This is a genomic window from Deinococcus frigens DSM 12807, assembly GCF_000701425.1.
In the GTDB taxonomy this organism is placed as follows: domain Bacteria; phylum Deinococcota; class Deinococci; order Deinococcales; family Deinococcaceae; genus Deinococcus; species Deinococcus frigens.
On the sequence record NZ_JNIW01000025.1, the window covers coordinates 36,828 to 55,339 of the forward strand.

Genomic DNA, 18,512 nt, shown 5'->3' on the forward strand with positions numbered 1-18,512 from the left:
CCGCGCTACCTTAAAGGTCTGATGTCTGAAGCTGCCCCCCACTCCGAACGCCCGCCCGCCCTACCATCTGAACTGCTGACGCTGGATATAGAGAAACTGGTCGCGGGAGGGTTGGGGCTGGCCCGCGACGAGGGCGGCGTGGTGCTGGTGCGCGGCGCGTTGCCCGGCGAGCGCGTGCGGGCCAGTGTGCGCGCGGGCCGGGGCGTGCGCCAGGGCGTGACGCTGGAAGTGCTGACGGCCAGCCCGGACCGCGTGGACGGCCCGAATCTGCCCACCGCCGATCTGGGCCACGCCAGTTACGCCGCCCAACTGCGCTACAAACGGGACTTTGTGCAGGAGGCGCTGAGCCGGATTGCCAAACTGGAGCATGAGGTCGGCGAGACCGTGCCCAGTCCCAGCGAGTGGCAGTACCGCAACACCGCGCAGTATCTGGTCACGCCCACGGGGCTGGCCTACCGCGAACGGCGCGGCAATGATCCGCTGGTGGTGGAGGGTGATCCGCTGGTCATGGACGCCATCTCGGCCATCGTGAACAAGATTGATCCGGTTCATCTTGACCCCGCCACAGAAGTCGCCTTCCGTGCCAGCGCCCTGACCGGCGAGGTGGTGGCGGCATTGATCGGGGCCGGGGAACCCCGCGCGTTCCAGCGGGCCAGCGAACACCTGATGGAGGCCGGGGTGGTGGGCGTGTCGCTGGCCCAGCCCGCCGGACGCCGCTTCAGCGCGGGCGTGCGCCTGATCGCCGGAGAGGCCGACGTGCGCGAGCAGTTCGGATGCGTGCAGGTTAGCGTGAGCGCCACCGGCTTCGCGCAGGTTAACCCGGCGGCGGCGGGGCTGGCCTACCTGCGGGCCACCGAGTTGGCCGGACACGGCGAACATGCCGTGGACCTCTACGGCGGCGCGGGCGCAATTGGCCGCCATCTGGCCCCCAATTTCCGGCGCGTGACCGTGCTGGACGCCTCGCCCGAAGCGCTGGCGCGTGGACGGCAGGACGTGGCCGAGAGTGTTGCGGCGGGGGGAGCAGAATCCAACGTGACCTACCGCGACGGCGACGCCGCCCGCTTCAGCGAACTGGGAACGGACGTGATCGTGGTGGACCCGCCGCGCGCCGGGCTGGAGGAGGGGGCGCGCGTTCACATCGATTCCAGCACCGCCGACCGCCTGGTCTACATTTCCTGCGATCCGGCCACCTGGGCGCGCGACGTGGGCGATCTGGTGCGGCGCGGCTGGAAACTGGGCGAGGTCACCCCCCACGATTTCTACCCGCAGACCAGTCACATCGAGATCGTCAGCGTGCTGAACCGCTGAAAATTGGTGAGCAAGAGCTTTACGCGCGCCTGAACCTTAGAGCATTTGTCAAAAGAGTTCTTCACTTTTGGCCGAACGGGCGGGCAAGCGTCCTCACGGGCGTCTGTTCTGCCCAAGACAGTGAGTGAATTTTGCCGAGCATTTGGGAGAATGGAAGCATTGGGAGTCTCTTTTCCCGATGCTGTAATTCGGACAAATGCTCCAGGCGCTAGCGTGAACCGCGTGAAGGCTGGCCTCCTGCTCCTCCCGCTGCTGTTCCTGGGCGGCTGTCGGCCCCCGGCTCCGGACCAGCGCCTCCCCGCCGGGCAGGCCGCGCATCTCGCCGCCCTCAGCGCTCGAGTCGCCGCGCTGGAAACCGAGGTGGCCGAACTGAAGGCCCGGCAGTCTGACCATGCCGCGACCAACGCGGGCGATGTCACGGCCCGCGCCGCCGCGCAGAACTGCGCTATGGCCCTGGCCTGCGCGCTGGAAACGTTCCGGCAGGGCAGCGTGGGCAACCGCTATCCCACAGCGTCGCAGGTGGACCTGCCCGCCGCCTGCGGGGACCAGCGCATGGGCTGGCAGAAACTGGAGACCCAGCAGTACACCTTTACCGTGGCCAACGGCGACGGTCAGGTGCTGGTGCAGCAAAGCGGGCCGTAAAGCATCTGCCCGAAGGACAGCGCTGGGAAAGGAGAGTCCCGGCGCTTCCATTCTTTCCTACGGAGCTGTACCAGTCCCAAATACCCGGGGAAATCCACTCACTTTGTTCGGTCAAAAGCGGATCACTCTTCTAACAAATGCACTTAATGGGCGCTCAGTTCCCCAGCGCCACCGGGTCGTCCGTGCGCTCGTCTTCCAACAGTACACCGAAGGTGGTGACCTTATCGCCGGTGAAGCCCATCACGAAAGCCCAGACCTGATCCGGATACTTCTGATAAATGCTGCTGCGGACATACACCGCCTCGCCCCCCTGCATGAAGGTCCGCTCGCGCACCAGTTTGGTTTCTCTGCCGTACTGCTCGACGCCCGTTTTGCGAAAGGCGGTGAAGCCGTTGAGGGTGCCCCACTGCCCCTGCACGTCCGGCGTAAAGACGTTCCACAGCCGGTCTAGCTTGACCGCCAGAAACTCGGTCATCAGCGCCCGCCCACGCGTCAGCGCAGCCTGCTCGGCGGCGGTGCGCTGTCCCGTGGCCGGGGCGGTGGACGGGGGCCTGGCGGGCACCGGCGTGCCGCTCTGCGCCAGCGCCGACGGGTGCAGGACCAGCAGGGCGAGGGCCACCGTCAACACTTCAACCGACACATTGGCGTTCATACCCCAGCGTACACGGTGCGGGTCCGGTCAGGCTGTCAGATGAGAGACCATCTGCCTGCCCCGGTATTGATTACTGCTTCACAATAATATATTGTTGTTTCATGACGAGACAGGAACAGGGGCGGCGCTTGAATTGGGAGACGGCCCGGAAGCGCGCGGCGGGCCGGGCCAGGTGGCTGTGGATGCTGTCGCTGTACCTGTTCGTGGGCATCGTTTTCTCGATTGTTGTCTCAGACTTTCTAAAGCCCCTGATCTTGCAGGTGCGCGAATGGCGCGCGGTCGGCCAGGCGACCGGCGTACCCTTCCGGGAGATCCTGACCTGGCTCAGTCAGCGGGCGCTGCTGGCCGCCCCCGCGTTGGCCGTGGTGGCAGCGGTCTGGGAAGCCCAGAAATACCTGCGGTACCTGGGCGCAGGGGAACTGTGGAATGCGGCGACCGCGCGGTTGCTGCGGCGGGTGGGGACCGCGCTGCTGCTGAGCGCGGCGCTCACGACAGTGATCGTTCCCAGCGGGACGCGCTGGCTGGAGGCGCGGGGGGGCTTCGGCCTTGCGCTCAGCTCGGAAGCGGTGACTCTGGGCGTGCTGGGTGGGCTGTTGATCATGATCGCCGACCTCTTGAAAGACGTGTTGCACACGGCCAGCGACCTCAAGGCCGAGAGCGACAGCTTTGTCTGACGGGGCTGTGCTGATGGAGGGAACCTGATGCCCATCGTCGTGCGCCTGGACGTGATGATGGCCCGCCGCAAACGCCGGGGCAAGGACCTGGCCGCCGAGATCGGCATCACCGAGGCCAACCTCTCGCTGCTGCGGACCGGCAAGGTCAAAGGCGTGCGCTTCGAGACGCTGGCCGCGCTGTGCGCCGCACTGGACTGCGTGCCGGGCGATCTGCTGGATTATCAGCCGGACGGGCTGGATTCAGAAGACCCTGGACCAGTCGACGCCGGGGCAGTCGATGCCGGGCCAGCAGCCGCAACACCGGGTGGGGCCAGGTGAAGGAGCCGCTCGATCACCGCCGCCACGCCGTCCTCCGCGTTGCTGAGGGTCATCTCGTCCGCCGCCGCCAGGGCTTCTTCTTCTGCGTTCGCCATCGCCACGCCGCGCCCGGCCCAGGCCAGCATCTCGGCGTCGTTGGGGGCGTCACCGAAGGCCAGAACCTCGGACTGGGCGATCTCTAGACTGCCGCACAGCCGCGCCAGGCCCCACGCCTTGCTGACGCCCTCGGCCAGCACCTCCAGAAACGGTGCGCCGCTGTGGGTCACGGCATAACCGCCCAGGTTCAGGGCATGTAATTCGGTCAGCAATTCGCGCGGGGTCAGTGCCGGGTGGCGCACGATGAACTTCAGGCTCGGCTCGGCCAGCACCTGGTCCAGGGGGGCCGCGCCCATCTCGCCCGGCTCGCGCTTGTGGTCCTCGAAGTGGGCGATGTCGGCGTACCCGGTCTGCGCCACGAAGGCCTCACCGCCTCGCCGCACGCTGACGAATAAGACGCCGGGAATGCGTTCAGCCAGCGCCTCGGCCAGAGCGCGCTGTACTGCCGCCTCCACATGTGCCTCGAACAACACTTCTCCGGTGGTCAGGTGAACACCATATGCGCCGTTGCTACACAGCGCCCACTCCATGAAGCCCGCCATCTCCGCGATCCGCTGAACTCCGCGCGGTTGGCGCGCCGTGACCGGAACAACCACCATGCCCGCCGCCCGCGCCGCGTCCAGCGCCCGGCGGGTGCGCGGGCTGACGCTCAGGTCCGGGCGCAGCAGCGTGCCGTCCAGATCGGTGGCGATCAGGCGGATGGGCATGGGCCAGCTTAGCGTGGAGATGGATAAATCATTTGAGTGGACTTTGCTGAGGACGGCGTTTCATTAAATATTCCCAGGCTGTAGCTGCAAAATCACTGTTAGTTCTGTAAGGCCGACGGGTGCCAGCTTTATACACTAGTAGACCTCCTTCTTGTAGGCGCTCGTTCATTTCATGCTCAGGAATCCAACTGGTGTGCCAACCTTGCTTTTGCAGGTCCAAGGATATTGTTCGCAACTCCTCGCTGCTTCTTCTGACGTTGAAAGGTTTTGCGTCTCTGAACATAGCGGCCAGCCGCTCATGCAAAGCCAGCTTTGTGCTTGTGCCTTCGCGATAAAATACTTGACCTGCATAAATTGAGTTGCCTAAATTTTGGCGAATTACGTGAGGGTATTCCGGCACTCGGTAAACTTGAAGTAATCCAACCACTTCGCCATCACGCTTGAATTCGCCATATTCAATTTTGGGCGCTGGATCTAAGTATTTTGCGAGGAAGCTACTCAATATACTCTCGTCTTCGCGCTCTATATCGTTTCGCCTGAATACTTTGCGTTGCCCATCTTGATCATTTATTCCGTAGACGAGATAACCTGGATTGGTACTTTCGGCATTGGCCGGCGCTGCCACATCTTTTACCAGCTCTGCACGAGCCTTCTCGCGTTCACTGCTCTTTTTACTGGGATCAAAGTAGTTTGGCGGGAAGGTGCGCTTGAAATCGACGTCCACAACTTCCACCATCTGAAGAACTTCATTCAGCGTGTTCTCGTTCATTTTGATAGTTTAGAGGCTGCGTTTCTCGCTCTTCTAAAACCACCACCGCCGAGGCGTGTTCCTTGGTGTGCGTTAGCGTCAGGTGGGCCACCCAGCCGCGCGCGCGCATCTCTTCCTCGATGGCGGGAACAAAGGCCAGCGCAGGCCGCGAAAAGGGAAAGGGGCCGTCCGGCGTGGCGCGGCGCACCACCCACACATCGCGCCAGCCGTGCGGACGCGGCCAGACCTTCTGAAAGGCTTCCTTGGCGGCGAAGCGGGCGGCCAGGCTGGGGGCCGGGTCGCTCAGGCGGGCGCAGTAGACCAGTTCCTCGGGCGCGAACAGCTTGCCGGCGCGTGGTCCCTCGCGCTCCAGCATGGCGCGGATACGCGAGATCTCGATCAGGTCATGGCCCACGGCGACGATCATGACCGTGATGCTAGTGCGCGGCGGGTATCTTCGGGGGGTGAACGAATCCGTGCCCGCGCTGTTTCCCGACACCAGCCTGCAAGAAGTCGCCCGTTTGATCCGCTCCGTAGAGGCGGACTGGCGTAGGATGGGCGTGGCCCGCGTGCGAATTTTCGGCTCGGTGGCGCGCGGTGAGGCCACCGATCTCTCAGATGTGGACCTGCTGGTGGACTTCGCGGGCGAGGCGGGCCTGCTGGACCTGATGCACGTCAAGGACCTGTTCGAAGACACCCTGCGCCGCCGCATCGACGTGCTGACCGAGGGCGGCCTGAAATCGCAACTGCGCCGCGAAATCCTGAGCGACGCGGTCGACGTGAGCCGGGTGCCGCGCCACCCCCAGACCACCTTTCGCCGCAAACGCTGGCTGTGGCGCGTGCATGACGTGCTGGACGCCCTGGAACGCGTGCGTGCCTACACGGCGGGCCACACCCTGGACAGCTTCCTGGCCGACGAACTGACCCGCGACGCCGTACTCCGCAACCTCGCGCGGCTAGGCGAGACCACCAAATTCATTCCTCAGAGCGTGGAGGACCGCCATCCGCAGGTGCCGTGGGCCTACCTGCGCGACATCCGCAATCTGGTGGCGCACGATTATTTCGGCATTGATCCGGTGCTGGTGTGGCACACCGCGACATCGGAGCTGGTTAACATCCGGCCCGCCTTACAGGAACTGGCGAATGGGGGAGAGGAATAGTCTCAATTCCAGGCCATCCCGGCCCGCGCCCGCCAGTAGGCGTCTGGCGCTTGAGCAAGGCCATTGAGCGCAGAGAAGTCGGCGTTCAGCCGCAGCGCCCGCAGATTGCTCCTAAGCTGCTCCGAGGTGGTTGCCCCGCTCAGGACCACATCGGCCCAGGGTTGCGCCAGGGCGGCGGCCAGGGCCACGGCGTCGGGAGTGGCGTTCAATTCGCCGCACACCCCGGCCAGCGCGGGGGGAATCTGCCCGCGTCCGGTCAACCGTCCGTTCGCCACCGCCTCCTTGACCACCACGGCCCAGCCTGCTGCATGCGCCTCTGCCAGCGCCGCGCCCGCCGACGGTTCCAGCAAGTTCCAGGTGGCCTGGACGGCGCTCAGCGGATGGACGCCGTCCACGGTGACTTCCAGCGCCCGCCGCAGCGTGTCGGCCTGCTGCGGCCCGCTGGTAGACAGGCCCACCCGCACGCCCGCTGCTGCCAGTTTTGCTAAACGCGCCAGCACCGACTGATTCTCCAGCACGCCCGTCTCCAGCGTGGCCGAGTGGATCAGGTACACCTCGGGTCTTTGACCCAGTGCCGCCAGCGTTTCGGGCCATTGCCTGTTCAAGGTGTCCAGATCATGGCTCTTGACCTCGTGCGTCTCGGCGTCGGTGCGCCAGTCGGCGACATAGGTGTAGCCCCACTTGCTGCCGACGGTCGCCGCGTGGCCGCGCGCCTTCAGCCAGCCGCCCAGAAATTCCTCGGCGCGTCCGTAGCTGCGGGCGGCATCGAAGTAGCGGATTCCAGCGGCCCAGGCGGTGTCCAGCACATGCCAGGCGTGCCGCCGCATGGCGTCTACCGCCTTGTTTTCCAGATCCGCGCCGTGGCCCAGATTGATATAGCCGGGCCGTCCCAGTGCAGCCAGACCCAGGCCCAGGCGGGGCGCATTGGGGGCGAGAAGGGGAGAGGTCATGCGTCCACCTTCGCACGTTCTCTCAGGTCCCTGGCCAGTTCGGCGTTGACCGTCAGATCGAGACTTCCGGCCAGTTCCAGCGTCCAGTCCACTGCATGGCTATAGATCTGCTCCAGATCATTCAGGCCGCCCGTGATCGACTGATAACGGCGCAGGGTTGCCGCGTTCAGCCGCTGCTCGGCCAGCCGCGCCGGGTTGAGCAGGTAATCGGTGTGACCCGACTCCAGGACGGCCAGAGCCAGCAGCCCACTCTGAATCCACCACAACAGTCCGTGCGCCCGAACCCGTTCGCCGCGCGCCAGCACATTCATCCCGAAGGCCAGCCAGTTCAGTACGCGGTCCAGCGTGGCCCGGGCCTGTGTGTCCGGTGGGGCTTTCGAGGTCAGCTTGTGCAGGGCTGCCGCCAGCCTGCCGTCTATATCTTTGACCAGCATCTGTTCGGGAAAGAGGTGTTCGTTGCCCCACCCCTCCAGGTCATCAAGGCGCGTGTTCGGAACGGCGTGCAGCTCCACGCGCAGCAATCCCGGTAAGATCGTCGTGGGTGTGCCAAACTCGTTGATAACAAAGTGAAAAACGGGCGTCAGCGTTTCGAGCCAGCCGCGCACGTCAAATTCTGCCTCTGGTTCCAGATAAAGCCAGTACTCCAGATCGCTGTACCGGTCCGCCGTTCCCTGCGTGAAACTGCCGTAGGCCAGTGCGTGCGTGATGCGCCCGTCGGCGCACATGGCTTCGCGCAATTGGGCGTCCAGCGCGGCGTGGCGGTCCAGAGTCACGGGATGATGGCCTCGGCCTCGATTTCTACCAGATGCTGCGGGTCAATCAGTGCGGACACCTGCACCATCGTCGCCGCCGGGCGGATGGTCCCGAAGACCTCGCCGTGGGCGCGCCCTACTTCCTCCCAGCGCGAGATGTCGGTCACGAAGATACGGGTTCGCACCACGTCTTCCAGACTGGCCCCGGTCTCTCGCAGTGCGTCCCCGATGATTCCCAGAATCACGCGGGTCTGCTCGTAAGCGTCGCCCACGCCCACCACCTCGCCGTCCATGGTGGCGGTGGTCCCGGCCACATGCACCACGTTGTTCACTCGCACGGCGCGCGAGTACCCCACGCTGGCCTCCCAGGGCGCGGAACTGCCGATGTTCTGTCTCATGCCCCAGAGTAGCCTGGCCCACTGGATGGCGATTCATGTGCCCACTTGCACCCGACTGGAGGAAGAAGTAAAGAATGACGTGCTGCGTGGTACGGCAGAATATCCAGCGCTCTGCTGCCCGTTCTGGAATTTAATGCAATGCGTCTGGGTGGTGACCTTGAGGGGTCCGGGAGCTGTTCTCGCGCTCCAGCGGGTGGGCAGAGGCCCAGGACGACAGCGGCGGAGGGCAAGTTTCGATGGAAACACACCTCAAATGGGAAAGAGGAGCGAGGGCACATTGGCTCAGTTCACCAGCTCCAGAGCCGCCTGCGCGAACACCGCAAAGGCCGCGTTCATCTGCCGCATGGCTGCGTCCAGCGGCTGCCCGTCTCTGAGGTGCAGTCCCGCGTTAAACTCGATGCCGAAAGCGGGCACGCCGCTGCGGCGGCTGTGGTTGTGGCTCAGGGTGTCCACGCTCCACGGCTCGCCCAGGGTGACGCGGCGAAATGGGCTGGCGGCGATCACGTCGGCGAAGGCGCTCTCGGCGGCGGCTTGCAGCGCCTCCCACTGCTCGCGCGGAAAGGTGGGCGCGTCCTGGCTGCCGGGCATTAGGCAGATGGCGGGGCGGGGCGTGCCGGTGTCCTGGCCTAGCCTGGGGCCGTGCGGGGCCATGCTGTGGCCCACGATCATCAGCCGCGCGCCGGGCAGCTTGGCGCTCACCGCGTCGTCGAAGGTGTCCCAGATGCGCCGCAGCCGGTCCCCGCGCTCGGTGTCCGCAATCTCGGTGCCTGCGGGGTACAGCGGCTGGCGGTCAAAATCCGTCTCCTTGATCACGCCGTTGTCCACCCGGTCATCCCGGTCACGGTTCAGGTCCACGGCAAAGCGGCTCCAGGGAGCCTGGACGTGCCGCGCGCCGGGCAGTGAGTACAGCAGATCGGTGTAGGCGTCGCCGTCCAGAAAGATGCGCTGTAAGAACGCCTCGCGTTTTGCTGTATCGAACACGTCGTCGCCCAGCATCTGCCGCAGGATGTGCGCTGGAAGCTGCCCCGACGGGTGGGGCGTGACAATCAGGAGTTGATCGCGCAGGGGCTGATCGCGCAGGGGCGCAGAGCGGTCTGACATGGCCTCAGCATAGGCCAGAGTCCCAGGACATGCTTCCGACACAACAAAAGGCGGTCCACGCGGGACCGCCCTCGCCTTGGCAGAACAGACTTACTTGGTGGGCACCTTGATCTTGCCGCTGATGATCCGGGCCTTGATGCCCTCGACCTTGATCACCTGAGCGCTGCTGATCAGCGCCTTATTGTACTGGTCCACCGCGTAGCCGACGCCGCCGTCCTTGAGGCCGAAGACGCGCGAGCCGCCCCTAAACTTGTCTTCCTTGACGTCGTTGATGAGCTGGTACACGGCGTTGTCCACCCGCTTGAGCATGCTGGTCAGGCCGTGGTTCATGGTGGTGGGTTTGCCGTCAAAGTCGCCCAGGTAGTTCTGGTTGCTGTCCACGCCGATAAAGAACATCGGACGGGTGTTGCCCGTGCAGGCTTTGGTGTAGGCGGCACTCTTATTGACGGCCTTAAAGTTGTCGCTGGCGAACCTCACGCCGGCTGGCAGGTTGGCGGCCCTGACGCACTGGGTCTGCTTGATGTAATCGATCACGCCGTTGCCCGAGCCGCCCGCCGCCGCAAAGATGATGTCCGCACCCTTGGCGCGCATGCTGCCCGCGATTTCCTTGGCCTTGCCGGGGTTGTTCCAGGCGTCGGGGGTGGTGCCCACGTACTGCGCGATCACGCGCGCCTTGGGGTTGGCGGCCTTGACGCCCGCCGTGTACCCGGCCTCGAATTTGTGGATCAGCGGAATGTCCATGCCGCCCACAAAGCCCACCACGCCGGTCGAGCTGTTCATGGCGGCCAGATAGCCCACCAGATAACTGCCCTCCTGCTCAGAAAAGGTCAGGCTGGCGACGTTCTTCTGGTCAGAGATGTCGTCGACCAGACCAAAGTACAGGTCCGGGTTTTCCTTGGCGACCTGGCTGATGCTGGCGTTGTTGGCAAAGCCCACGCCAATGGTCAGATCAAAACCCTCGTTGGCAAAGGAGCGCACGCCCTGGATCACCTGGCTGGGATCGCTGGGTTCAAAGTCCTTGAGCTGAATGCCCAGCTTCTTCGACGCCCGCAGGCTGCCCTCGTAGGCGCTCTGGTTAAAGCTCTTGTCAAACTTGCCACCCGCGTCGTATGCCACGCCCACGCGCACGGTCTGCGCGGCGGCGAGCGAGATGGAGACGGCCAGGGCCAGGGTCAGAAATTTCTTCATGGTGGTTCCTCCAGTGTGGGCTGTGCCCAGACAAGTGCCCAGACAGCAGGCAGATGAGTTGCTTGAACACAGTATACGGAAACTGCGGCATGATCTGACCACACCGGAGTTATGTTTACCTGGTGGGGCCTGAGAACGGCGCTGGGACCAGGTGCCGACGAGGATCAAGGCAGGTCGCCGCTCCGGTGGCCATTCCGTCTCCAGCCGAACCCGGTGGGGGTGCTACGCTGTGGGCATGGATCAGGCCGACTTCGCCGACTATCTGACGTTAAGTGCCGCCCTGGCCCGGCATAACCGCGCCTACCACGAGCAGGACGCGCCTACCATTCCCGACAATGAATACGACGCCCTGGTGGGGCGGCTGCGGGCGCTGGAAGCGCAGCACCCCGACTGGGCCGAGCGTGCGGCGGCGGCGACGGACGCGGCGATGAGTCCGGTGCAGGCGGTGGGCGGCGCACCCAGCGCGGTTTTTCAGCCCGTCAGCCACCCCACGCCCATGACCAGCCTGGACAACGCCTTTGACGACGCGGAACTGGACGAATGGCGCGAGAAGCTGGCCCGCTCGCTGAACCTGCCCCCGGAACACGACGAATTCATGCTCACCGGCGAGCTGAAGATCGATGGCCTGAGCGTCAACCTGTATTACCAGGACGGCGTGTTGCAGTGGGCCGCCACGCGCGGCAACGGCGCAGTGGGCGAGATGGTGACCGCGCAGGTGGCGACGGTGCCGGGCATTCCCACGTCTTTAGACGGCCTGACCGGCGAGCTGGAGGTGCGCGGCGAGGTCTATATGGGACGCGCGGACTTCGCCGCCTACAACGCGCAGGCCGAGGAACTGGGCACGCCGCTGCTCAAGAACCCCCGCAACGGCGCGGCGGGCGCGCTGCGCCAGAAGGACCCGGAGGTGACGCGTACCCGCAACCTCAAGGCCATCTTCTACGCCCTGGGCAGGCGCGACGGCGTTGTGGCCACCACCCAGGGCGAGGTGCTGGCATGGTTGCAGGCCCACGGTTTTCCGATCAGTACCCACAGCGAGCAGCTCAGCGGCGTAGATGCCGCCGCCGACTACCACGCCCGCATGACCGCCCAGCGCCAGAATTTCGAGTTCGACGCCGACGGCACCGTGTTCAAACTCGATTCCCTGCGTCTCCAGGAGGAAGCGGGATTTACCAGCCGCGCCCCGCGCTGGGCCATCGCCTACAAGTTCCCGGTGGAGGAGGTGGAAACGGAGCTGGAAAGCATCAGCGTGAACGTGGGCCGTACCGGCAAGCTGACGCCGCTGGCGCACCTGTCACCCCGCCTGATTGAGGGCAGCACGGTGGGCAGGGCGACGCTGCACAACCAGGACTTCGTGGCAGCCCTGGACCTGCACATCGGCGACACGGTGGTGGTCCGCAAGTCCGGCGGCGTGATTCCGCAGATCATGCGCGTGATCACCGAGAAGCGCCCGGCGGACGCCCCGCCCTTTGTCTTCCCTGACATCTGCCCCGAGTGCGGCCAGCCCGTCGTGCGCGATCCAGCGGACGCCAACACCTACTGCGTCAATCCGGTCTGCCCCGCGCAGACCTTTAAACTCGTTCAGTATTTCGTCTCGCGCGGCGCGATGGACATTGCGGGCGTGGGCGAGAAGCTGATCGCGCAACTGCTGACGCTGGGCCTGATTCACGGTCCCGCTGATCTGTACGCCCTGAGCGCCGAGACGCTGGCTGGTCTGGAGCGCGGCGGCGAGAAAAAGGCCCAGAACGTCCTGGCCGAGCTGGAGGCCAGCAAGACCCGCCCGCTGTGGCGGCTGATCAACGCATTGGGCCTGAACCATGTGGGCCAGCGCAACGCGCAGGCGCTGGCCAACGCCTTCGGCACGCTGGATGGGCTGATGGCCGCCACGCCCGAGGCAATCGAGGCCGTGCCAGGACTGGGCAAGGTCATCGGCGCAAGTGTGGCGGTGGCCCTGAAGGAGGAGAGTTACGTCACCCTCCTGAACAAGCTGAAAGCCGCTGGCGTCGATCCCCAGGAGGAGGCAGTCCGGCGCGGCGAGCAGCTCAGGGGGCTGAACTTCGTCATCACCGGCAGCCTGGGCCGCCCGCGCGACGCCATCAAGGCCGAGCTGGAAGCTGCCGGGGGCCGCGTGACCGGCAGCGTGACGGGCAAGACCTCTTACCTGATCGCCGGGGAGGACGCCGGAAGCAAGCTGACCCGCGCGCAGGAGCTGGACGTCGAGGTGCTGGACGAGACCGGGCTGGCGGCGTTGCTGGCGGAGAAGGGGGTGGCGTGAGCGTTACTGGAGGTGCAGGGGACCCCGTCACGGTTTGCCCCCTCGGCTCCCCTTGAGAAGGGTTGGCGGCCACGCAGACGCAGGGGGTTCCCGTGCACCCTGGCCCGCCACACCCCACACCACCGCCCCCACCCTCTAAACTGTTCCCCACTGGCGCGGCGCATCACTCGGCCCGCGCGTGGAGGCGTTCCCATCATGGCAAGCAAACCAATTCAGCCCAGTTCTAATCCCAGCAGCCCAGCGTCCAGCCCCGAAGTCGAGATCAGCCAGAGCGTGCTGGTAGACATCGCCGCCACCACCATCACCGGCATCCAGGGTACCGAGGTCGCCCCCGCCCCGCTGAACATGGGTGAGGTCCTGCGCAACCAGTCCGGCGCACGCAAACCCCGCGCCCTGCGCGTGACCCGCGACGGCGGCAGCGTGAGCGTGGACGTGGGACTGAACGTCGATTTCGGGCAGAACCTGATGGCGGTCTCGGCACAGGTGCAGCGCGCCGTGTGCGAGAACATCGAGCTGATGACTGGCCTCAAGGTCAGCGCCGTCAACGTGACCGTGCAGGGCGTGTGCGTGCCGGCCCCCGCCCCCAAGGGCCAGTCTTGACCCGCCGCCGCGACCGTTCTGTTCAGGACCGGGCCGCCCAGCCCGTGGGAACGCGCCGCGCCGCCCGCGAATTTGCCTTCCGCGCGCTGTTCGAGGCGGACCGGGGCGACCTGCCGCTGGAAACGGTCTTCACCCGCGCCGAGGGCCAGATGCGTGAGGGCGACGACACCTTCCCGCGCCTGAACGAGGAGGCCATGACCTTTGCCCGGCAGCTCGTGGACGGCCTCCAGACCCACCGCGCGGCCATCGACGAGACCCTGCACCGCACCATTCGCGGCTGGAGCTTCGGGCAGATGGCCCAGACGGACCTGAACGTGCTGCGGCTGGCCGCCTTCGAGATGGGCTATACCGGCGAGCCGCACCCCCCGGTGATCGAGAGCGCCGTGCGAATCGCGCGCAAGTTCGGCGGCGACGATTCCGGAAAGTTTGTGAACGGCGTGCTGGCGGGGCTGAGCCGCAGCATGCAGACGGCCCCCGCCGCGCCCCAGATAGAAGAGCAGGAACCGGAGGTGCGGCAGCCTGGGGGACCAGAGGAGCGCGGGTGAGTGCACGCGTGCTGGCCGGGCCGCCCGTCGCGGCGGCGCTGCTGGCGGACGCGGCGGCGCGGGCCTCGCGCCTGCCCGCCCTGCCCCATCTGGCCATCGTGCGCGTGGGCGACGATCCCGCCAGCGTCAGCTACGTGCGCGGCAAGGCGCGCAAGGCGGGCGAGGTGGGCCTGCGCAGCACCGTCCACGCGCTGCCCGGGGCCACCTCCCAGGCCGAATTGCTCGATCTGATCGCCACGCTCAACCGCGACGACGACGTGAACGGCATTCTGGTCCAGTTGCCGCTGCCCGCGCAGATTGCTGAGGCCGCCGTGCTGCACGCCATCGATCCGCGCAAGGACGTGGACGGCTTTCATCCCCTGAACGTGGGCGAGCTGTGGGCGGGCCGTCCGGCGCTGACGCCGTGTACGCCTGCCGGGATCATGTCCCTGCTGGCCCATTACGGGATTCCAGTGGCGGGCGTGCGCGCCGTGATCGTGGGCCGCAGCCACCTGGTGGGCCGCCCGCTGGCCGCGCTGCTGCTGAATGCCGACGCCACCGTGACCGTCGCCCACAGCCGCACGCATGATCTGGGAGCCGTGACCCGGGGGGCCGACCTGCTGATCGCCGCCGCCGGACGCCCCGCCCTGATCACGCCGGAGATGGTGAAGCCTGGGGCAACGGTGATCGACGTGGGCATCAACCGCGTGCTGAGCGCGGCGGGCAAGGGCCATCTGGTGGGCGACGTTCACCCGGAGGTCGCCAGTGTGGCCGGGGCGCTGACCCCGGTGCCAGGGGGCGTCGGCCCGATGACCGTGGCACAACTGCTGGCCAACACCGTGCATGCCGCCGAGATGCAGGTTCAGGCAGGGGCTGTCGGTGAACTCGTTCGCTGAGCTGCTGAGCAACCGCTGGTTGTGGACGGCGGTGCTGGCCTCCACGGGCGCGCAGCTTTTTAAGGTGCTGCTGATCTTGCTGATCGAGCGTCGCTGGCGGCCCGCCGCCGTCATGGAAACCGGCGGCATGCCCAGCAGCCACAGCGCGATGGTCTCCGCCCTGACCACCGGCGTCGGTCTCTCTGAAGGCGTGGGCAGCGCGCTCTTTGCCATCAGCTCCGTTTTCGCCCTGATCGTCATGTACGACGCCACCGGCGTCCGCCACGCCAGCGGCCAGCAGGGCGCACTGCTCAACGAGCTGATCAGCGAACTGCGCGACGTGGTGCGCGCGGGCTTCGCGCCCCTGCCGGTGCGGGTGCTGCTGGGCCACACCTATCTGGAGGTGCTGGTGGGCACCCTGCTGGGCATCGGTGCGGGCTTCCTGGCCTTCCGGGTGCTTTAGGAACAGCAATCAGCGGCAGGGTGGGGGAGTGGCGGGCCTGCCCGCTCTCTCAACGGCGGCTTCTCCTGCCTCCCACTGCGCGCTCTGCCTGACCGAGCAGAAAGTCAAAGGCGCGGTCCCGTTTGCGCGCCTTGATGTACTTGCCGCGTTTGGTCTTCTGGGAGCGGCGCAGTAGGCCGATGACCTGAAGTGCAATCGGCGCGTAGATCAGCAGTTTGCTCAGGCTGAACTTCGGAGCCTGGCTGGAGCTGCCCTTGACGGTGCGGGTGCGGGTGGTTTTCATGCCTCCATTACGCTATTTCTCCCCCTGGAGTTGCTGAGAATATGGAGTTGCTGAGAATATGGTGGAGGTCTGACCTGTCAGCCCCCCTCGCTCACCCTTGACCGGGCCACCGCCGCGCTAGCCTGCGGGATGTGACTCCGGCCCCCGCCCTGCCCCCCAAGCCCTGGCTGGTGGTGGTCAATTTACCCGTGCCAGCGCAGGATTTCAGCGCGCCGCATGGCTGGAGTGCTGGGGTTCCTACCGGCTGCCGCGTGCTGATTCCCTGGCGCGGCGAACTGGTGGTGGGTCTGGTGGTGTGCGAGACCGAGCCGCGCGGCGCTTACCGCCTGCGTGAAACCGTGCATGTGCTGGACACTCCGGTCTGTCCCTGGGTCACGCCGCAAACGGTGGCGGGCGTGTGTGCCTGGGCGCACGATGCCCGCATTCCTGCCGGGCTGATCTGGGGTGACCTGCTGGGCGTGGGCTGGACGGCGGACTATCTCCACACGGTCCGCGCGGTGGGGGGAGCGGATCTCAGCGCCTTTGCCCGCAAGACCCCCACGGCGCTGTGGACCGACGCGGGTGCGTTCCATCCCGCCCTGCTGGACGCCGTGCGCGAACAGGGGCTGCTGGAAGAACGCTTTGATCTGCGCCCCCGCACCAGAGGAGTGATCCGCGCCCGCGAGCTGGCCGAGGTGCCCGCTGCCGCCCGCGCCGTGACGGTGTTGCATGCCGTGATCCCTGTGCCCACACCGTTGACACCCCGGCAAACGCACGCCCACGCGTGGCTGAGCGACTACGGTCCGCATGAGACGTTAAGCGGCTGGGCCAAAGCCGCCGGAGTCAGCGGTAGTGTCGTGAATGGCGTCCTAAATGCGGGGGGGGCGCACTATGTGGCCGAAGTGGCCCCACCTCCCCCTGCCTGGAAATGGCTGAACGAGGCTGGCCCGCAGGACACCCTGAGTAGCTGGGCCAACGGCGCGAGCGCGGACGGCACACCGCTGTCGCCCACCGCCGCCGGAACGCTGCTGGCGCGTGGCTGGGCCGACACCGTGCAGGTGCTTGCGCCGCCGCCTGCGCTGCCCGAGGCGGTGCCTGTCGAGGTCGATGACACCCTCCCAGACCGTCTGCCAGAGGCTCCTCTGTGGCGTTTGCACGGCGGACGGGCGGCCTCGCGCTTCCGCACCCTCACGCCGCGTGTGCTGCGGCTGCTGGAGCAGGGCCGGGGCGTGCTGGTCCTCGCCCCCGATCATGCCACCCTGCGCCGCGCCTGGGAGGGGCTGTCGGGATTGGCGGCCCATGCCGGAACGCGCGCCGTGCAGCTCAGCGGGCAGCTTGGCGACATTCAGCGCGCCCACACCTGGGAGCTGGTCCGGGGGGGCGCGGCGCGGCTGGTCATCGGCAGCGCCCACGCCCTGGCTGCGCCGCTGCAAGACCCTGCCCTGATCGTGGTGCTGGAGGAAGGCAGCGACGCCCACAAGCTCCTCTCCGGTTCGCGGGCCTTTGTGCCGGACATCGCCGCGCGGGTAGCTGCCGCGCATGACATTCCGCTGGCTGCGCTGGGGGCCACGCCCGCCGCCGAGAGCGTGCCGTGGCCCGGCGCAGTATTGCCGCCGCCGCGCGCCCGCGTGCATGTCGTGGATTACGCCACGCCGCCCGAACAGCCCGCCCTCGGTCCCCTTTCTAGCGCGCATCTGGGCATGGGCGATATGGGCTACCCGATCAGTCACGATCTGGCCCGGTTGCTGCGGCAGGTGCAGGAGCGCGGACGGCAGGCAGCCCTGCTGGCCCCCCGGCGCGGCTACTCGGCGCTGCTGCGCTGCCCCAACTGCGAACACACCCCGCAGTGCCGCAACTGCGACGTGCCGCTGCGCTTTCATCAGGCCACCCGCCAGATGACCTGCCACCAGTGCGGCTACCACGAGTCCATGCCGGACCGCTGCGACAACTGCGGCGAGCAGATGTGGAAGGCGCGCGGCCCCGGCACCGAATGGATCGCCCAGGAGGTGGGCAAGCTGCTGCCGGGGATGCCCGTCTACCGCATGGATAAGGACCGTCAGGACCCATTGGCCCCTCTGTATGCCGGAGAGCCAGGCGTGATGGTGGGAACTCAACTGCTCCTCGCCCACGATGCGCCACCCAATCTGGCGCTGGTGGCGATCACGCTGGCCGACACCTGGCTGAACGTGTCCGACTTTCGCGCTTCCGAACGGTATCATCGGCTGCTGCGGCAACTGGCCGAGTGGCACCCGGCCCGCGCGCCGCTGCTGCTGGTGCAGACCTTCCAGGCAGGTCACCCGGCCCTGAAGGTGCTGGCCGATGGGCGCGACGCCCTGGCCTACCCGGCGGCAGAGGAACGCGCCCGCAAGGAGCTGGGCTACCCGCCCCACGCCCGGTTGGCCCAGGTGGAAATCACGGCCCGCGAGGCCAAGCGCGCCCAGACTGCTGCCCAGGAGATGGCCGAGGCACTGTACGCGGCAGGGGCCAAGGCTCAGGAAGTCCTTGGCCCCGCGCCCAGCCCGGTGGCCCGCCTGCGCGGCGTTTACCCCTACCATCTGTTCCTGCGCGCCCGCACCGACGCCCGCCTAGCCGAACTGCTCAAGGTGCTGGACAGCCGAACGTGGAAGGCCAGGGTGCGTGTGGATGTGAACCCACGCGGGGGTCTGTAAATATAAATGGCTCATCCTGGATTCCAGGGAGCTATGTCAGCCCTGGTCATCTATCGGCATGCTGAGTCTCATCCAGCTCCTGGACGACGAAAAGTGTTTTGAAGTGGTGCGGCAACTTCGTTGGCCTGATGGTGTGATGTGCCCACACTGCCA

Annotated in this window: 22 protein-coding genes; 12 read left to right on the forward strand and 10 right to left on the reverse strand. The window is 66.5% G+C overall.

Annotated elements, in window-relative coordinates:
• Positions 1-21 precede the first annotated feature (21 nt).
• Positions 22-1,308 carry a class I SAM-dependent RNA methyltransferase gene (locus Q322_RS0110405; RefSeq protein ID WP_051668429.1) on the forward strand — a complete coding sequence of 429 codons (1,287 nt, stop codon included), beginning with the start codon at positions 22-24 and terminating at the stop codon, positions 1,306-1,308.
• Positions 1,309-1,530: 222 nt separating this feature from the next.
• Complete coding sequence (locus Q322_RS0110410) at positions 1,531-1,950, forward strand: hypothetical protein (protein WP_245593215.1); 420 nt, start codon at positions 1,531-1,533, stop codon at positions 1,948-1,950.
• Positions 1,951-2,104: 154 nt separating this feature from the next.
• Here Q322_RS0110410 and Q322_RS0110415 read toward each other — a convergent pair whose 3' ends face one another.
• A complete protein-coding gene (locus Q322_RS0110415) occupies positions 2,105-2,602 on the reverse strand; it encodes a hypothetical protein (protein ID WP_029477856.1) in 498 nt (165 codons plus the stop codon).
• Between the two features lie 101 nt (positions 2,603-2,703).
• Here Q322_RS0110415 and Q322_RS0110420 point away from each other — a divergent pair, with 101 nt between their 5' ends.
• Positions 2,704-3,276 (forward strand): DUF2975 domain-containing protein, encoded by a 573-nt coding sequence (locus tag Q322_RS0110420; protein ID WP_156952997.1) that lies wholly within the window; start codon positions 2,704-2,706, stop codon positions 3,274-3,276.
• Between the two features lie 27 nt (positions 3,277-3,303).
• On the forward strand, positions 3,304-3,594 hold the full coding sequence (locus Q322_RS0110425; protein ID WP_029477858.1) for a helix-turn-helix domain-containing protein: 291 nt from the start codon (positions 3,304-3,306) through the stop codon (positions 3,592-3,594).
• On the opposite strand, the gene Q322_RS0110430 is transcribed toward Q322_RS0110425, so the two are convergent.
• From Q322_RS0110430 to Q322_RS0110435, 3 genes are read right to left on the reverse strand one after another with little or no spacing between them, the layout of a single operon-like run.
• Positions 3,498-4,397 (reverse strand): Cof-type HAD-IIB family hydrolase, encoded by a 900-nt coding sequence (locus Q322_RS0110430; protein ID WP_084147928.1) that lies wholly within the window; start codon positions 4,395-4,397, stop codon positions 3,498-3,500. The two genes, Q322_RS0110425 and Q322_RS0110430, sit on opposite strands and share 97 nt — an antisense overlap.
• Before the next feature lie 28 nt (positions 4,398-4,425).
• Entirely contained in the window at positions 4,426-5,166 is a 741-nt protein-coding gene (locus tag Q322_RS22415) for an ATP-binding protein (RefSeq protein ID WP_084147929.1), read from the reverse strand.
• The gene (locus Q322_RS0110435; RefSeq protein WP_029477860.1) at positions 5,144-5,572 is read right to left on the reverse strand and encodes a 4'-phosphopantetheinyl transferase superfamily protein; all 429 of its coding nucleotides are present in this window, start codon (positions 5,570-5,572) and stop codon (positions 5,144-5,146) included. The genes Q322_RS22415 and Q322_RS0110435 overlap by 23 nt, the downstream gene beginning before the upstream one ends.
• A 37-nt stretch (positions 5,573-5,609) precedes the next feature.
• Between Q322_RS0110435 and Q322_RS0110440 the strand changes: the two genes are divergently transcribed.
• On the forward strand, positions 5,610-6,305 hold the full coding sequence (locus tag Q322_RS0110440; RefSeq protein ID WP_034418275.1) for a HepT-like ribonuclease domain-containing protein: 696 nt from the start codon (positions 5,610-5,612) through the stop codon (positions 6,303-6,305).
• Between the two features lie 2 nt (positions 6,306-6,307).
• Here Q322_RS0110440 and Q322_RS0110445 read toward each other — a convergent pair whose 3' ends face one another.
• The 5 genes from Q322_RS0110445 to Q322_RS0110465 all read right to left on the reverse strand — a co-directional run bounded on the left by Q322_RS0110445 (position 6,308) and on the right by Q322_RS0110465 (position 10,694).
• Positions 6,308-7,255, reverse strand: coding sequence for an aldo/keto reductase (locus tag Q322_RS0110445; RefSeq protein ID WP_029477862.1), 948 nt, complete (start codon positions 7,253-7,255; stop codon positions 6,308-6,310).
• Positions 7,252-8,028 (reverse strand): hypothetical protein, encoded by a 777-nt coding sequence (locus Q322_RS0110450; protein WP_051668430.1) that lies wholly within the window; start codon positions 8,026-8,028, stop codon positions 7,252-7,254. Before Q322_RS0110450 ends, Q322_RS0110445 begins: the two co-directional genes overlap by 4 nt.
• Positions 8,025-8,405 (reverse strand): RidA family protein, encoded by a 381-nt coding sequence (locus tag Q322_RS0110455; protein WP_029477864.1) that lies wholly within the window; start codon positions 8,403-8,405, stop codon positions 8,025-8,027. Before Q322_RS0110455 ends, Q322_RS0110450 begins: the two co-directional genes overlap by 4 nt.
• 282 nt (positions 8,406-8,687) lie before the next feature.
• Positions 8,688-9,506, reverse strand: a complete 819-nt coding sequence (locus Q322_RS0110460; RefSeq protein WP_034418263.1) for an N-formylglutamate amidohydrolase — start codon at positions 9,504-9,506, stop codon at positions 8,688-8,690.
• A gap of 90 nt (positions 9,507-9,596) precedes the next feature.
• Positions 9,597-10,694, reverse strand: a complete 1,098-nt coding sequence (locus Q322_RS0110465) for a BMP family lipoprotein (protein WP_029477866.1) — start codon at positions 10,692-10,694, stop codon at positions 9,597-9,599.
• 235 nt (positions 10,695-10,929) lie between these two features.
• On the opposite strand from Q322_RS0110465, the gene ligA reads away from it, so the two are divergent.
• The 5 genes from ligA to Q322_RS0110490 all read left to right on the forward strand — a co-directional run bounded on the left by ligA (position 10,930) and on the right by Q322_RS0110490 (position 15,428).
• Positions 10,930-12,966, forward strand: coding sequence for an NAD-dependent DNA ligase LigA (gene ligA / locus Q322_RS0110470; RefSeq protein ID WP_029477867.1), 2,037 nt, complete (start codon positions 10,930-10,932; stop codon positions 12,964-12,966).
• Between the two features lie 195 nt (positions 12,967-13,161).
• Entirely contained in the window at positions 13,162-13,566 is a 405-nt protein-coding gene (locus Q322_RS0110475) for an Asp23/Gls24 family envelope stress response protein (RefSeq protein WP_051668431.1), read from the forward strand.
• Positions 13,563-14,111, forward strand: coding sequence for a transcription antitermination factor NusB (nusB, locus tag Q322_RS0110480; RefSeq protein ID WP_051668432.1), 549 nt, complete (start codon positions 13,563-13,565; stop codon positions 14,109-14,111). Before Q322_RS0110475 ends, nusB begins: the two co-directional genes overlap by 4 nt.
• Entirely contained in the window at positions 14,108-14,986 is an 879-nt protein-coding gene (folD, locus tag Q322_RS0110485) for a bifunctional methylenetetrahydrofolate dehydrogenase/methenyltetrahydrofolate cyclohydrolase FolD (RefSeq protein ID WP_029477870.1), read from the forward strand. Before nusB ends, folD begins: the two co-directional genes overlap by 4 nt.
• Complete coding sequence (locus tag Q322_RS0110490) at positions 14,934-15,428, forward strand: divergent PAP2 family protein (protein ID WP_051668433.1); 495 nt, start codon at positions 14,934-14,936, stop codon at positions 15,426-15,428. The genes folD and Q322_RS0110490 overlap by 53 nt, the downstream gene beginning before the upstream one ends.
• Before the next feature lie 49 nt (positions 15,429-15,477).
• On the opposite strand, the gene Q322_RS0110495 is transcribed toward Q322_RS0110490, so the two are convergent.
• On the reverse strand, positions 15,478-15,711 hold the full coding sequence (locus tag Q322_RS0110495) for a hypothetical protein (protein WP_029477872.1): 234 nt from the start codon (positions 15,709-15,711) through the stop codon (positions 15,478-15,480).
• A gap of 131 nt (positions 15,712-15,842) precedes the next feature.
• Here Q322_RS0110495 and priA point away from each other — a divergent pair, with 131 nt between their 5' ends.
• Both priA and Q322_RS24980 read left to right on the forward strand, forming a co-directional pair.
• Positions 15,843-18,359: a replication restart helicase PriA gene (gene priA / locus Q322_RS0110500; protein WP_029477873.1), complete on the forward strand. Its 2,517-nt coding sequence runs from the start codon at positions 15,843-15,845 to the stop codon at positions 18,357-18,359.
• Positions 18,360-18,417: 58 nt separating this feature from the next.
• Positions 18,418-18,512, forward strand: a 95-nt coding sequence (locus Q322_RS24980) for a transposase (RefSeq protein WP_162176608.1), incomplete at its 3' end; no start/stop codon positions are given.

Excerpts from the sequence above, each read along its gene's own strand:
- Q322_RS0110495 (WP_029477872.1), bottom strand. The coding sequence starts at position 15,711 with ATGAAAACCACCCGCACCCGCACCGTCAAGGGCAGCTCCAGCCAGGCT.
- Q322_RS0110465 (WP_029477866.1), bottom strand. The coding sequence starts at position 10,694 with ATGAAGAAATTTCTGACCCTGGCCCTGGCCGTCTCCATCTCGCTCGCC.
- ligA (WP_029477867.1), top strand. The coding sequence starts at position 10,930 with ATGGATCAGGCCGACTTCGCCGACTATCTGACGTTAAGTGCCGCCCTG.
- Q322_RS0110405 (WP_051668429.1), top strand. The coding sequence starts at position 22 with ATGTCTGAAGCTGCCCCCCACTCCGAACGCCCGCCCGCCCTACCATCT.
- Q322_RS0110460 (WP_034418263.1), bottom strand. The coding sequence starts at position 9,506 with ATGTCAGACCGCTCTGCGCCCCTGCGCGATCAGCCCCTGCGCGATCAA.
- Q322_RS0110475 (WP_051668431.1), top strand. The coding sequence starts at position 13,162 with ATGGCAAGCAAACCAATTCAGCCCAGTTCTAATCCCAGCAGCCCAGCG.
- Q322_RS22415 (WP_084147929.1), bottom strand. The coding sequence starts at position 5,166 with ATGAACGAGAACACGCTGAATGAAGTTCTTCAGATGGTGGAAGTTGTG.
- Q322_RS0110445 (WP_029477862.1), bottom strand. The coding sequence starts at position 7,255 with ATGACCTCTCCCCTTCTCGCCCCCAATGCGCCCCGCCTGGGCCTGGGT.
- Q322_RS0110415 (WP_029477856.1), bottom strand. The coding sequence starts at position 2,602 with ATGAACGCCAATGTGTCGGTTGAAGTGTTGACGGTGGCCCTCGCCCTG.
- Q322_RS0110455 (WP_029477864.1), bottom strand. The coding sequence starts at position 8,405 with ATGAGACAGAACATCGGCAGTTCCGCGCCCTGGGAGGCCAGCGTGGGG.
- Q322_RS0110425 (WP_029477858.1), top strand. The coding sequence starts at position 3,304 with ATGCCCATCGTCGTGCGCCTGGACGTGATGATGGCCCGCCGCAAACGC.
- Q322_RS0110420 (WP_156952997.1), top strand. The coding sequence starts at position 2,704 with ATGACGAGACAGGAACAGGGGCGGCGCTTGAATTGGGAGACGGCCCGG.
- Q322_RS0110435 (WP_029477860.1), bottom strand. The coding sequence starts at position 5,572 with ATGATCGTCGCCGTGGGCCATGACCTGATCGAGATCTCGCGTATCCGC.
- Q322_RS0110490 (WP_051668433.1), top strand. The coding sequence starts at position 14,934 with ATGCCGCCGAGATGCAGGTTCAGGCAGGGGCTGTCGGTGAACTCGTTC.
- Q322_RS0110430 (WP_084147928.1), bottom strand. The coding sequence starts at position 4,397 with ATGCCCATCCGCCTGATCGCCACCGATCTGGACGGCACGCTGCTGCGC.